Source organism: uncultured Azonexus sp. (assembly GCF_937982035.1).
Lineage (GTDB): Bacteria > Pseudomonadota > Gammaproteobacteria > Burkholderiales > Rhodocyclaceae > Azonexus.
Window position 1 is genome coordinate 112,778 of sequence record NZ_CALJNI010000002.1, and the last position, 13,109, is coordinate 125,886.

Below are 13,109 nucleotides of genomic sequence, written 5' to 3' on the forward strand. Positions count from 1 at the left end.
CGTCGAACTCAGACCGGCTTGCGCTTGAACAGGCCGATCAGGGCCAGGACATAACCGGACAGGCAGTAGACCACGAAGAAACCGAACAGTGCGATTTCCGGGCTGTAGGCGATCAGCGCGAAGACCAGCGCGACCGCGGCAATGGCAAAGAAAGGCACGCTCTTCTTCAGGTTGATGTCCTTGAAGCTGTAATAGCGGATGTTGGACACCATGGTCACGCCGGCGAGCACGGTGACGCCGCAGGCCAGCCAGCGGATGTCGTGCCCGGAAACCTCGGCGACGATGCTGACCCACACCAGACCGGCAACCAGCGCCGCTGCCGCCGGCGACGGCAGCCCCTGGAAGAAGCGTTTGTCCATGACTTCCAGCGTGGTGTTGAAGCGCGCCAGCCGCAAGGCCGCACCGGCGCAGTAGATGAAGGCGGCAATCCAGCCGATGCGCCCCAGATCGTTGAGCGCCCACATGTAGATGACCAGCGCCGGCGCCGCACCGAAGCTGACCATGTCGGACAGCGAATCGTATTCGGCACCAAAGGCCGACTGCGTATTGGTCAGCCGCGCCACGCGGCCGTCGAGGCCGTCGAGGACCATGGCGATAAAGATCGCCATCGCCGCCTTCTCGAAATCGCCCTGCATGGCCTGGACGATGGCAAAGAAGCCGGCAAACAGCGCCGCAGTCGTGAACATGTTCGGCAACAGGTAGATGCCGCGACGTTTGACTTCCGGATTGAACAGAGCTTTGCGGGGTTTGAGTTCGGTCATGGGCAGCAAGGGAAAGCTGGAACGGTGCAAGGATACACCCTTCCCACAAACAATTTGGGCGGTGCAGTCTCCCACACCGCCCAAAGCGTCAAAGCGAACACGGAGCTAGGCGCGCGGGCGAAGACAGTACGTTAGTACGGCAAGCCCAAGCAACGACGCTCCGTGGAGCCGGCACCAACCTTAGTTCTTGGATTGGTCGACCAGCTTGTTCTTCTTGATCCACGGCATCATGTCGCGCAGCTGGCCGCCGACCGTCTCGATCGGATGCACGGCGTTCAGGCGACGACGGGCCGTCATGCTCGGGTAGTTGGTACGACCTTCGAGGATGAACATCTTGGCGTACTCGCCGGTCTGGATGCGCTTCAGGGCGTTGCGCATGGCTTCACGCGACTGCTCGTTGATGACTTCCGGACCGGTCACGTACTCGCCGTACTCGGCGTTGTTCGAGATCGAGTAGTTCATGTTGGCGATGCCGCCTTCGTACATCAGGTCGACGATCAGCTTCAGTTCGTGCAGGCACTCGAAGTAGGCCATTTCCGGCGCGTAGCCGGCTTCGACCAGGGTTTCGAAGCCCATCTTGACCAGCTCGACGGCGCCGCCGCACAGAACAGCCTGCTCACCGAACAGGTCGGTTTCGGTTTCTTCGCGGAAGTTGGTCTCGATCACGCCGCCCTTGGTGCCGCCGTTGGCAGCTGCGTAGGACAGGGCGATGTCCTTGGCCTTGCCGGACTTGTCCTGGTAGATGGCGATCAGCGACGGCACGCCGCCGCCCTTCAGGTATTCGGAACGGACGGTGTGGCCCGGGCCCTTCGGCGCGACCATGATCACGTCGAGGTCGGCGCGCGGCACGACCTGGTTGTAATGCACGTTGAAGCCGTGGGCAAAAGCCAGGGTGGCACCCTGCTTGATGTTCGGCTCGACGTCGTTCTTGTAGACTTCCGGAATGTTCTCGTCCGGCAGCAGGATCATGACCAGGTCGGCAGCAGCGACGGCGTCCTTGACTTCGGCAACCTTAAGACCGGCGCCTTCGGCCTTGGCCCAGGAAGCACCGTTCTTGCGCAGGCCGACCGTGACGTTGACGCCGGAGTCGCGCAGGTTCTGGGCGTGGGCATGGCCTTGCGAGCCGTAGCCAACGATGGTGACGTTCTTGCCCTTGATCAGGGAGAGGTCGGCGTCCTTGTCGTAATAAACTTTCATGAATCCCTCTTGAGAAAAACAGTAATCAGACTTTGAGAATACGATCGCCACGACCGATGCCACAGACACCGGTACGGACGGTTTCGAGAATCAGGCCGGCATCGAGCCCGGCGATGAAGGAGTCGAGCTTGGTGCTGGCTCCGGTGAGTTCGATGACATAGGTCGATTCCGTGACATCGATGATGCGGCCGCGGAAGATGTCGGCCATGCGCTTCATCTCCTCGCGATCCTTGCCGGTGGCGCGAACCTTGATCAGCATCAGTTCGCGCTCGACATGGGCAGCTTCGGAGAGGTCGACCACCTTGACCACGTCAACCAGCTTGTTGAGCTGTTTGGTGATCTGTTCGAGCACGTCGTCCGAGCCCGAGGTCAGGATGGTCATCCGCGACAACGAGGGATCTTCCGTCGGTGCCACGGTCAGCGATTCGATATTGTAGCCGCGGGCCGAGAACAGGCCGGCGACGCGGGACAGGGCGCCCGCTTCGTTTTCGATCAGGATGGAAATGATGTGTCGCATGTTGTTTTCCTTACCCGCTTACAGTTCTTCGGCCAGGATCATTTCGGTCAGGCCCTTGCCGGCGGCGACCATCGGGAAGACGTTGGCACCCGGATCGATGATGAAGTCCATGAAGACCAGGTCGTCCTTGTGCTCGGTGAAGGCCTTGCGCAGTGCCGGCTCGACGTCTTCCGGCTTCTCGATGCGCATACCGACGTGACCATAGGCTTCGGCCAGCTTGACGAAGTCGGGCAGCGAGGTGACGTAGGACTGCGAGTAACGCTTGGAGTAGAACATCTCCTGCCACTGGCGGACCATGCCGAGCATGCCGTTGTTCAGGTTGATGATCTTGACCGGCAGGCCGTACTGCTTGCAGGTGGACATCTCCTGGATGCACATCTGGATCGAGCCTTCGCCGGTAACGCAGGCGACCTGCGCATCCGGATTGGCCATCAGCACGCCCATGCCGTACGGCAGGCCGACGCCCATGGTGCCCAGACCGCCGGAATTGATCCAGCGCCGCGGCTTGTCGAACTTGTAGTACTGCGCAGCAAACATCTGGTGCTGGCCGACGTCGGAAGTGATGAAGGCATCGCCGCCGGTCACTTCGTAGAGTTTCTCGACCACGTACTGCGGCATGATGTGATTGGTCTGACGATAGGCCAGCGACTTGCGGCCGCGCCATTCGTCGATCTGCTTCCACCAGTCGGCAACTTCCGGATCGGTCTTGCAACCGCCATCGAGCAGCTTGAGCATTTCGTCGAGCACGTCGGCAACGTTGCCAACGATGGGGACATCGACCTTGACGCGCTTGGAGATCGACGACGGATCAATGTCGATGTGGATGACGCGGCGCTTCTCGCTGCTGAAGTGTTCCGGGTTGCCGATCACGCGGTCGTCGAAACGGGCACCGACGGCCAGGATCACGTCTGCGTAGTGCATCGCGTTGTTGGCTTCGAAGGTGCCGTGCATGCCGAGCATGCCGACGAACTGACGGTCGGTGGCGGGGTAGCCGCCCAGGCCCATCAGCGTGTTGGTGACCGGGAAATCGAGTTTCTTCGCCAGCTGCGTCAGCTTGTCGGCAGCATCGGACAGGATCACGCCGCCGCCGGTGTAGATGATCGGCCGCTTGGCTTCCTGCAGCATCTGCACGGCCTTCTTGATCTGGCCGAGGTGCCCCTTGACCACCGGATTGTACGAACGCATCTGGATCGTCTTCGGGTAGTCGAACTCGCACATCTGCGCGGTGACGTCCTTGGGGATGTCAACGACCACCGGGCCGGGACGACCGGTCGCAGCAATGTGGAAGGCCTTCTTGATGGTGGTCGCCAGATCCTTGACGTCCTTGACCAGGAAGTTGTGCTTGACGCAGGGGCGGGTGATGCCGACCGTGTCGCACTCCTGGAAGGCATCCTGGCCGATGTACTGAGTCGGCACCTGACCGCACAGCACGACCATCGGGATCGAATCCATGTAGGCAGTGGCGATGCCGGTCACGGTATTGGTCACGCCGGGACCGGAAGTCACCAGGGCGACGCCGACGCGTTGCGAAGAACGGGAATAGGCGTCGGCAGCGTGTACGGCGGCCTGCTCATGGCGAACCAGAACATGCTTGACGTCGTCCTGCTTGAACAAGGCATCGTAGATGTGCAGCACGGAACCGCCAGGGTATCCGAACACGCAATCGACCTTTTCTTCCTGCAGGCACCTGATTACAATTTCCGCACCGCTGATCATCATATGCAAGCCCAAAAAGCTGTTAACTGAAAAGGGCGTAACCATAATCGACACGCCCCCCGGCGGTCAAGGCACCCCCTGAAAAACAACAGCATCCGTGCCATTTTGCCGAAGGAATAATCCTGGCCTCGCCGCATCAGCTCGCCACTTTCCTCGAAACCTCGGAACGTCGCGCCTTCAAGCAGGCGCTCTATGCGGTGCGCGAAGAAGAAGCCGCCCTCGACATCGTCCAGGATACGATGATGAAGCTCGCCGAGAAATACGGCGACCGACCGGCCGAGGAATTTCCGATGCTGTTCCAGCGCATCCTGCAGAACACCATCCGCGACCATTTCCGGCGCAGCAAGGTACGCAACCTGTGGACCACCGCCCTGTCGGCCTTCAGCCAGGACGACGCAGAACACGATCCGCTGGAAACGCTGCAATCTGCCCAGGATCAAGGCACTGCCAGAACCCCCGAAAGCGACCTGCTGCAAAGCCGGACGCTGGCCGCGATTGAAAATGAATTGAAAAAGCTCCCCCCGCGTCAACGCGAAGCCTTTGTCATGCGTTACTGGGAGGAAATGGATGTCGCCGAGACGGCAAGCGCGATGGGATGCTCCGAGGGCAGCGTCAAGACCCATTGCTCGCGGGCAACGCACACGCTGGCGGCGGCACTGGCGGCACTGGGGATCAGCTTATGAATGAAGAACGACAGGCATACCGCATCAGGCAGGCACTGAATCACGGCCTGCAAGACATTTCCCCGGCGGCTTCCCGTCGCCTGGAAGCCGCCCGCCACCTGGCAGTCAGCCGGCAAAAACAGCCGGTGCGCCAGATGGTCGCGGAACTCGCCGCTTACCCCGCAGGGACCCCGGCAAGCGGCGGAAAACGTGACACCTCAGTCATCGTGCGTTCGCTGCTGGCGATCGTCGCGCTGCTCTCCGGCATGTGGCTGGCTTTCCACTGGCACAGCGAACGTTACGTTGCCGAAATCGAGGCAATCGACAGCGCCTTGCTGACCGACGACCTGCCGCCGGAGGTATTACTCGACCGGGATTTCCTTGAATGGCTCAAAGACAATTCATCCGAGGAGTGATCCTGGCGCTGGCCTGCCAGCTGCCAGCCCTTGCCGCACCGCCGACCGCGGCCATCATCGGCACCGCGCCACAACCGGCATGGCAGGCACTGACCGCCAGCCAGCGAGAAATACTGGCTCCGCTGGCCGCCGAATGGGGTGCGATGGAACACGTCAGGCGCAAGCAGTGGCTGGCTTCGGCCGCCCGCTATCCGTCGATGTCGGAAACCGAAAAGCAGCGTTTCCAGGCCAGGATGAACGACTGGGCAAGAATGACGCCCGAGCAGCGGGCCAAGGTGCGTGAGAATTACCTGGAAATCAATCGCCTGCCCACCGACGAAAAGGAAGCGATCAGGAAAAAGTGGTCGGCCTACAAGCAACTGCCCGAAGAAAAACGACAAGGAGTCCGCGAGAACCACAAATCGGCTATCCTTCTCGCCCCGCCACCTGAACCGGAAACCGGAACCGAGGAAGCGACCGCCGCCTCCGACCAGTAAGCCGGCCGTACCGCATGATTCACGATCCATCCAGTCTGGGCCGCCGCCTCGGCGCCATGCTCTACGAAGGCCTCGTCGTCTTCGCCATCCTGCTCGCCACCTTCCTCTTCCCGCAGGTGATCCTCTCCGGCTTCGGCTTCAACCCGGGTGGAAAACTGCTCTGGCTGCATGTTTTCCTGGTGCTTGGCATCTATTTTGTCTGGTGCTGGCTGCACGGCGGCCAGACGCTGCCCATGAAAACCTGGAAACTCCGCGTGGTCGACCAGAGCGGCATGCCGTTGCGCCCCCTGCAGGCCATCCTCCGCTACATGGCCGCCTGGCCCAGCATCGTCCTGTTCGGCATCGGCATCGTCTGGGCATTGTTCGACCGGGACGGATTGTTCCTGCACGACCGGATCGCCGGCACCCGCATCGACCGGGAAGCGACTTCAGCGCCGCTCGACCCACCAGATCAACGAGACCGCCGCCAGGAAAAATAGCACGGCCGGCGCCGCCGCACTCGCCACCGGCGGCCAGGCGTTGATCACGCCCAGATTCGAGAACAGCCCGTTGAGGGCGTAGAAGGCGATCCCCAGCATCACCCCGCCGAAAATCTTCAGGCTGACACCGCCAACCCGGTCATGTACGTAACCGAAAGGCAGCGCCAGGGTCACCATCACCAGCGAAGCCAGCGGATAGAACAGTTTCTTCCAGATCGCGATCTCGTAGCGTTCGGTGCTCTGACGATTCCCGGACAGGTGCCGGGTGTAGTTGAACAGGTCATACAAGGACATCCGTTCCGGCGCGATCATCAGCGCCGACAGCAGGTCGGGCGTGATCGAAGATGTCCAGACATCGCTCTGGCGACGCTCGACGCTGACCCGCTCGCCATCGAGCGAAGTCTTCACCACCTCGCTCATCAACCACCCTCCCCGTTCGGCAAAGGCTGCACTTCCGGCGTCGGTCACCGAAGCCAGTGCGCCTGCCTCGTCGAAGCTGTAGATACGCACATCTTCCAGAAAGCTCTCGCTGACCGCATGACGGATATTGATGAAATTGCGTCCATCCTTGACCCAGATACCGCTGATGAAACCCTGCTGGGCAAAAGCCTTGTCCATCGCCCCCGCCTTCAACTCCTGCCCCAGGCGATCACTGACCGGCACCAGTATCTCGCCGATCAGGAAGGTTGCCACGGCGAGCAGTGCCGCGACCCGGTAAAGCGTCCCGAGCAAGGTGCGCGTTGCCAGACCGGAAGCCCGCAGCACGGTTATCTCCGAATGCCGGGCCAGGGTCGCCAACGCATACAGTGTGCCGATCAGACAGGCCACCGGAATCAGTTCATAGACCAGACCCGGCAGCGAAAAGAGCACCGAGACGAAAGCCACCCAGAAACCGTAGTTCCCCTTGCCAACCCCCCTGGCTTCCTCGACAAAATCGAAAAAACCAAACAGCACGACAAAGGCCAGCAAGACCAGCAGGATCGCCAGCAGCGTCTCGCGCATCAGGTAACGCTGGTAGATTGAAAGCTTGAACATCAGGCAGTCCGCCTTTGCCAGCCGAACATCCGGCCATAGAACAACACACCAAGCGGCAGCAGCATCAACAGATGCGGCAGAACCACGCCCACCGCGAACGGCATCTTGCCGCCGGTCACCCAGGCCTGCGAGATGGAAATCAGGTTGCTGTAGATGGCATACACCAGAATGGCGATCAGGATATTGGCCGAGCGGCCGGCACGGGGATTGACGTAGGACAAGGGAATCGCCAGCAGGGCAAGAATGATCGCCGACACCGGGATGGCAATACGCCAGAGCAACTCACCCCGAGTGTCTGGGGACGAGTGCCCGAGCAGCTCGAGCAGCCCCATCCGCCGCGGCGACACCCCAGTCTGTTTAGGTTCCCCGTCCTCGGTACGCACGGCGTAGCGCTCGAAATCCATGACCTTGAAAGCTGCGCTACCTGGCTCCACCTCGTAACGACGCCCCTTTTCGAGCACCAGAAATCTATCGCCATTCTCAAGCGTTTCCTGGGTCCCGGAATTGGACATCACCACCCCAAGCTTTCCCTCCTGCATAGAGGCAACGAAAACATTGCCGACCCGACCAGCCTCTCCATCAAGGCGTTCGACGAAATATACCTGCCTGCCGCTACGCATTTCCTTGAAAGCACCTGGCGACACCGAAGACAATTCAGATCGAGCAGACAAGGTGGCCTGATAATTTCCCTGCGCCAAATTGGCCCATGGAGCGATAACCATTGACAGCGTGCCGATAGCGAGGACCATCGGCAGTGCAAAACGCAGCACTGGCTTCAGCCAGTCGGTCAGCGGCATGCCGCTGGAGAACCAGACGACCATCTCGGAATCGCGGTACATCCGCGACAACGGCAACAGGACGGCGACGAACAGGGTCAGGGTCAGCAGCATCGGCAGATACTTGATCAGCCCGAAGCCCAGCAGCGCCAGCACCCCTTCGGCCGCAAGTTCGCCGCCGGCTGCTTCCTTGAGGAGCCGGATCAACTGGATGGAGGTCACAATGGCCAGCAGGACAATACTGATGCCGGCTGCTGCCTGAGCGAATTCGCGCCGCGCGGCGCGCTCAAATATCATGCTTTGACGAAACCGAAAAAATACGTGGATAATCCACGGGATGCCGATATTTCCTTGGTACTAGGAGCAGCGCGTGGAATTTAGCATAAAAAGCGGTAGCCCGGAGAAACAGCGCAGCGGTTGCGTCGTCGTCGGCGTATTCGAGAACCGGCGCCTGACCCTCTCTGCCGAGCTGCTCGACAACGCTTCCGGTGGTTTCATCGGTGAAATCGTCCGGCGCGGCGACATGAACGGCAAGGCCGGCACCACCCTGCTGCTGCACAATGTTCCCGGCACGCTCAGCGACCGCATCCTGCTGGTCGGCCTGGGCAAGGAAAAAGACTTCCGGGAAAAGGACTACTGTTCCGCCATCCGCGCCGCAGTCAAGGCGCTCGACGGAACCGGCGCCCAGGATGCCAGCCTGTTCCTCAGCGAAGTCGCCGTCCGCAAACGCGGTATCGCCTGGCGCATCCGCCAGGCCGTGGTCAGCGCACTGACCGCCACCTACCGCTTCGAGCAATTCAAGAGCAAGGCCGACGAGCCCCGTCGACCGCTGCGCAAGCTGACCCTGATCGTCGAGCGGCGCAACGAACTCGGCCTGGCCGAAAATGCCCTGCAGCAAGGCCTGGCCATCGGCGAAGCCTGCGCCCTGACGCGCGATCTCGGCAACCTGCCGCCGAACGTCTGTCACCCGACCTATCTGGCCGAACAGGCACAGGCGCTGGCGACGGAACTCGGCCTGGGCTGTGAAATCCTCGACCGCGGCGACATGGAAGCCCTCGGCATGCATTCGCTGCTGGCTGTTGCCCGCGGTGCGGAACAACCGCCCAAGCTGATCGTCCTGCATTACAAAGGTGCCGCCAAATCCGAGAAACCCGTGATCCTGGTCGGCAAGGGCGTCACCTTCGACACCGGTGGCATTTCGCTGAAGCCCGGTGCCGACATGGACGAGATGAAGTACGACATGTGCGGCGCCGCCAGCGTACTCGGCACAATCAAGGCGGTGGCGAAGATGGCCCTGCCGATCAACCTGACGGTGCTCGTCCCGGCCACCGAGAACATGCCCGACGGCAATGCCACGCGCCCGGGCGACATCGTCACCTCGATGTCGGGCCAGACCATCGAAATCCTCAACACCGACGCCGAAGGCCGCCTGATCCTCTGCGACGCGCTGACCTACGCCGAACGCTTCAACCCCGAGGTCGTCATCGATGTCGCCACCCTCACCGGCGCCTGCGTCGTCGCCCTCGGCAGCGTCGCCACCGGCCTGTTCGCCAACAAGGACAGCCTGGCCCGCGACCTGATCGAAGCCGGCGAGGAAACCGGCGACCGCGCCTGGCACCTGCCGCTGTGGGACGAGTACCAGGACCTGCTGAAAAGCCCGTTCGCCGACATGGCCAACATCGGCGGCCGCTGGGGCGGTGCGATCAGCGCCGCCTGTTTCCTGTCTCGGTTCACCAAGAAATACGACTGGGCGCACCTCGACATCGCCGGCACGGCCTGGAACTCCGGCAAGGACAAAGGCGCGACCGGCCGCCCGGTACCGCTGCTGACCCAGTACCTGATGCAACGTGCCGGACAAGTCGATTGACCCAGGTCTTCTTCTACCACGGGGCATCGGACAAGATCGCCGCCGCCTGCGCACTGATCGGCGGCGCCTGGGCCAAACGCAAGCCGATGCTGGTCTATGCGCCGGACAAACCGGTGGCCGACAGCATCGACCGGCTGCTGTGGACGCGCGACCAGTTGAGTTTCGTCCCGCACTGCCGTGCCGACGCGCCGCATGCCGACGAAACGCCGATCCTGATTGCCGACAGGCTGGACAAGGTCGCGCAGACGGAAAGGCTGATGAACCTGTCGCGCGAAATCCCGGCCGCCTACGAGCGCATCCAGAGCCTGATCGAAGTCGTCGGCCAGGACGAGGATGAACGACTGGCCGCCCGGGAACGGGTCCGTTTCTACAAGGAACAGGGCTGCGAAGTCCGTTACTTTGACCTGAACGACCGCTAGGAAGACGCATGCCCAGCCCCATCCTTGCCCGCGCCGACGCCCTGATGCAACGCCGTCACCTGAGCACGCCCGACGGCGAGGAAGTGCCGGTACTCACCGACGCCATCGACGCGGAAGAGGAAATCCCGGTACTGCTCGATGTCGCAGCACCGCCCCCGCCGGCAAGCACGCTGCCCTTGCCTGAAACGCCCCCGGCACCGGTGCTTGAGCAGGATGAAATTCCGGCAATCGACAGCGAATGGGGCGCTGCCCTGGTCGAAGAACTGGGGCGCCGGGTCGAACAACGCCTGCTGGCGGAAATTCCGAAAATCATCGCCGCCAGCATCGCCGAACTGCTCGACGAGCAGCAGGCGGGAAAACAGCACTCGCCGGACTGAGATCGCGGCGAAGGCCTGGCGGCGCTCCGGTATAATTGCCGGTTTTCTCCTTTCCCGCCAAGCCCATGGAACTCGCCAAAGCCTTTGAACCCGCCGACATCGAACGCCACTGGTATCCCGAATGGGAGGCCAAAAACTACTTCGCGGCCGGCATAGACGGCAATACGCAGGACAACTTCTGCATCCTGCTGCCGCCGCCCAACGTCACCGGCACGCTGCACATGGGTCATGGCTTCAACCAGACGATCATGGACGCGCTCACCCGCTACTACCGGATGCGCGGCCATAACACGCTGTGGCAGCCGGGCACCGACCACGCCGGCATCGCCACGCAGATCGTCGTCGAGCGCCAACTCGATGCGCAAGGCATCAGCCGCCACGACCTCGGCCGCGAGAAGTTCCTGGAAAAGGTCTGGGAATGGAAGGAATATTCGGGCGGCACGATCACCCGCCAGATGCGCCGCATGGGCACCAGCCCGGACTGGACGCGCGAGCGCTTCACGATGGATGCCGGCTTGAACAAGGTCGTCACCGAGACCTTCGTCCGCCTGTACAACGAAGGCCTGATCTACCGCGGCAAACGCCTGGTCAATTGGGACCCGAAGCTGCACACCGCCGTCTCCGACCTGGAAGTCGTCCAGGAAGAGGAAGACGGCTTCATGTGGCACATCCGCTATCCGCTGGCCGACGGCTCGGATAGCCTGGTCGTCGCCACGACGCGTCCGGAAACCATGCTCGGCGACACCGCCGTGATGGTGCATCCGGAAGACGAACGCTACCAGCACATGATCGGCAAGATGGTGAAGCTGCCGCTGAGCGGCCGCGAAATCCCGATCATCGCCGATTCCTACGTCGATCTCGAATTCGGGACCGGCTGCGTCAAGGTCACGCCGGCGCACGACTTCAACGACTACGCCGTCGGCCAGCGGCACAACCTGCCGATGATCTCGATCCTGACGCTGGATGCCAAGATCAACGACCACGCGCCGGAGAAGTATCGCGGCCTGGATCGTTTCGACGCCCGCAAGGCCGTCGTCGCTGACCTCGAAGCCGAAGGCATCCTGGTCAAGGTCGACAAGCACAAGCTGAAGGTGCCGCGCGGCGACCGGACCAACGTCGTCATCGAACCGATGCTCACCGACCAGTGGTTCGTCGCCATGTCGAAGCCCGGCGAGGACGGCAAGTCGATCACGGAAAAGGCGCTGGAAGTCGTCCACTCCGGCGAAATCAAGTTCTACCCGGAAAACTGGGTCAATACCTACAACCAGTGGCTGAACAACATCCAGGACTGGTGCATCTCGCGCCAGCTGTGGTGGGGCCACCAGATTCCCGCCTGGTACGGCGTCAATGGCGAGGTCTTCGTCGCCCACAGCGAGGAAGAAGCCCGCGCCCAGGCCGACAAGGCCGGTTACGCCGGCCAGCTGAGCCGCGACGAGGACGTCCTCGACACCTGGTTCTCCTCCGCCCTGTGGCCGTTCTCGACGTTGGACTGGACCGGCGACGAGGCCGCCGACGCGGCCAACCCGCTGCTCAAGCAGTACCTGCCGTCGTCGGTGCTGGTCACCGGCTTCGACATCATTTTCTTCTGGGTCGCCCGCATGGTCATGATGACCAAGCAGATCACCGGCCAGATTCCGTTCAAGCACGTCTACGTGCACGGCCTGATCCGCGACGGCGAAGGCCAGAAGATGTCGAAGTCCAAGGGTAATGTGCTCGACCCGATCGACCTGATCGACGGCATCGGCATCGACGCGCTGGTCGAAAAGCGCACCTTCGGCCTGATGAACCCGAAGCAGGCCGAAAGCATCGCCAAGAAGACCCGCAAGGAATTCCCGGAAGGCATCCCGGCCTTCGGCACCGACGCGCTGCGCTTCACCTTCGCCTCGCTGGCCAGCCCGGGCCGCGACATCAAGTTCGACCTGAATCGCTGCGACGGCTACCGCAATTTCTGCAACAAGCTGTGGAACGCCTCGCGGTTCGTACTGATGAACCTGGAGGGTTACCGGCCGGGCGAAACTTCGCCCGACGCCCTCCCGCTGGAGGACCGTTGGATTCTCGGCCGCCTGGCGAGCGTCACTCAGACGGTGACGCAGGCCCTGGAACGATTCCGCTTTTCCGAGGCCGCCCGCTGCTTGTACGACTTCGCCTGGGATGAGTTTTGCAGCTTCTACGTGGAGATGGTCAAGTTGCGGCTGCAAAACCCGCAAACGCGACCGGCCGCGCAACGCATTTTGGTGCACGTGTTGGACGTGCTGATGCGGCTGCTCAGCCCCTTCGTGCCGTTCCTGGCGGAGGAAGTGTGGCAGCTACTCCGCTCCCGCGCTCCGCGACGCGGCTATCCTTCCCCGGCGGAGGCGGCCGAAAGCGTGATGATCGCCTCTTGGCCCATCGCCCGCGCGGAAGATGAGAGT

At 62.0% G+C, this 13,109-nt stretch carries 14 protein-coding genes; 8 read left to right on the top strand and 6 right to left on the bottom strand.

The window, feature by feature from the left end:
• Positions 1–8: 8 nt before the first annotated feature.
• From pssA to ilvB, 4 genes are all read right to left on the bottom strand, one after another.
• Positions 9–761, bottom strand: coding sequence for a CDP-diacylglycerol--serine O-phosphatidyltransferase (gene pssA / locus Q0799_RS02280; protein ID WP_298393768.1), 753 nt, complete (start codon positions 759–761; stop codon positions 9–11).
• A 180-nt stretch (positions 762–941) separates the two neighbouring features.
• Positions 942–1,958: a ketol-acid reductoisomerase gene (gene ilvC, locus Q0799_RS02285; protein WP_298393745.1), complete on the bottom strand. Its 1,017-nt coding sequence runs from the start codon at positions 1,956–1,958 to the stop codon at positions 942–944.
• Positions 1,959–1,983: 25 nt separating this feature from the next.
• Positions 1,984–2,475, bottom strand: a complete 492-nt coding sequence (ilvN, locus tag Q0799_RS02290) for an acetolactate synthase small subunit (protein WP_028994663.1) — start codon at positions 2,473–2,475, stop codon at positions 1,984–1,986.
• 18 nt (positions 2,476–2,493) lie between these two features.
• A complete protein-coding gene (gene ilvB / locus Q0799_RS02295) occupies positions 2,494–4,194 on the bottom strand; it encodes a biosynthetic-type acetolactate synthase large subunit (RefSeq protein WP_298393748.1) in 1,701 nt (566 codons plus the stop codon).
• Between the two features lie 119 nt (positions 4,195–4,313).
• Here ilvB and Q0799_RS02300 point away from each other — a divergent pair, with 119 nt between their 5' ends.
• Genes Q0799_RS02300 through Q0799_RS02315 form a run of 4 tightly spaced genes read left to right on the top strand, consistent with a single transcriptional unit; the run spans position 4,314 to position 6,224 of the window.
• Complete coding sequence (locus Q0799_RS02300) at positions 4,314–4,874, top strand: RNA polymerase sigma factor (RefSeq protein WP_298393770.1); 561 nt, start codon at positions 4,314–4,316, stop codon at positions 4,872–4,874.
• Positions 4,871–5,269 (top strand): DUF3619 family protein, encoded by a 399-nt coding sequence (locus Q0799_RS02305; RefSeq protein WP_298393749.1) that lies wholly within the window; start codon positions 4,871–4,873, stop codon positions 5,267–5,269. Before Q0799_RS02300 ends, Q0799_RS02305 begins: the two co-directional genes overlap by 4 nt.
• Positions 5,239–5,745 (top strand): DUF3106 domain-containing protein, encoded by a 507-nt coding sequence (locus Q0799_RS02310; protein ID WP_298393751.1) that lies wholly within the window; start codon positions 5,239–5,241, stop codon positions 5,743–5,745. The genes Q0799_RS02305 and Q0799_RS02310 overlap by 31 nt, the downstream gene beginning before the upstream one ends.
• Positions 5,746–5,759: 14 nt before the next feature.
• A complete protein-coding gene (locus Q0799_RS02315; protein ID WP_298393753.1) occupies positions 5,760–6,224 on the top strand; it encodes an RDD family protein in 465 nt (154 codons plus the stop codon).
• Here Q0799_RS02315 and lptG read toward each other — a convergent pair.
• Positions 6,174–7,259, bottom strand: coding sequence for an LPS export ABC transporter permease LptG (gene lptG / locus Q0799_RS02320; RefSeq protein ID WP_298393756.1), 1,086 nt, complete (start codon positions 7,257–7,259; stop codon positions 6,174–6,176). The genes Q0799_RS02315 and lptG overlap by 51 nt on opposite strands.
• Complete coding sequence (lptF, locus tag Q0799_RS02325) at positions 7,259–8,332, bottom strand: LPS export ABC transporter permease LptF (RefSeq protein WP_298393758.1); 1,074 nt, start codon at positions 8,330–8,332, stop codon at positions 7,259–7,261. Before lptF ends, lptG begins: the two co-directional genes overlap by 1 nt.
• A gap of 73 nt (positions 8,333–8,405) precedes the next feature.
• Here lptF and Q0799_RS02330 point away from each other — a divergent pair, with 73 nt between their 5' ends.
• The 4 genes from Q0799_RS02330 to Q0799_RS02345 all read left to right on the top strand — a co-directional run.
• On the top strand, positions 8,406–9,902 hold the full coding sequence (locus Q0799_RS02330; RefSeq protein ID WP_298393760.1) for a leucyl aminopeptidase: 1,497 nt from the start codon (positions 8,406–8,408) through the stop codon (positions 9,900–9,902).
• Complete coding sequence (locus Q0799_RS02335) at positions 9,899–10,321, top strand: DNA polymerase III subunit chi (protein ID WP_298393761.1); 423 nt, start codon at positions 9,899–9,901, stop codon at positions 10,319–10,321. Before Q0799_RS02330 ends, Q0799_RS02335 begins: the two co-directional genes overlap by 4 nt.
• 8 nt (positions 10,322–10,329) lie before the next feature.
• Positions 10,330–10,698 (top strand): hypothetical protein, encoded by a 369-nt coding sequence (locus Q0799_RS02340; protein WP_298393762.1) that lies wholly within the window; start codon positions 10,330–10,332, stop codon positions 10,696–10,698.
• A gap of 65 nt (positions 10,699–10,763) precedes the next feature.
• Positions 10,764–13,109 (top strand): valine--tRNA ligase (locus Q0799_RS02345; RefSeq protein WP_298393763.1); only part of this gene is annotated, 2,346 nt, incomplete at its 3' end.

What these genes read in the sequence shown, in the direction of transcription:
- pssA (WP_298393768.1), bottom strand. Translation starts at nt 761, where the DNA reads ATGACCGAACTCAAACCCCGCAAAGCTCTGTTCAATCCGGAAGTCAAA.
- ilvC (WP_298393745.1), bottom strand. Translation starts at nt 1,958, where the DNA reads ATGAAAGTTTATTACGACAAGGACGCCGACCTCTCCCTGATCAAGGGC.
- ilvN (WP_028994663.1), bottom strand. Translation starts at nt 2,475, where the DNA reads ATGCGACACATCATTTCCATCCTGATCGAAAACGAAGCGGGCGCCCTG.
- ilvB (WP_298393748.1), bottom strand. Translation starts at nt 4,194, where the DNA reads ATGATGATCAGCGGTGCGGAAATTGTAATCAGGTGCCTGCAGGAAGAA.
- Q0799_RS02305 (WP_298393749.1), top strand. Translation starts at nt 4,871, where the DNA reads ATGAATGAAGAACGACAGGCATACCGCATCAGGCAGGCACTGAATCAC.
- Q0799_RS02310 (WP_298393751.1), top strand. Translation starts at nt 5,239, where the DNA reads ATGGCTCAAAGACAATTCATCCGAGGAGTGATCCTGGCGCTGGCCTGC.
- Q0799_RS02315 (WP_298393753.1), top strand. Translation starts at nt 5,760, where the DNA reads ATGATTCACGATCCATCCAGTCTGGGCCGCCGCCTCGGCGCCATGCTC.
- lptG (WP_298393756.1), bottom strand. Translation starts at nt 7,259, where the DNA reads ATGTTCAAGCTTTCAATCTACCAGCGTTACCTGATGCGCGAGACGCTG.
- lptF (WP_298393758.1), bottom strand. Translation starts at nt 8,332, where the DNA reads ATGATATTTGAGCGCGCCGCGCGGCGCGAATTCGCTCAGGCAGCAGCC.
- Q0799_RS02340 (WP_298393762.1), top strand. Translation starts at nt 10,330, where the DNA reads ATGCCCAGCCCCATCCTTGCCCGCGCCGACGCCCTGATGCAACGCCGT.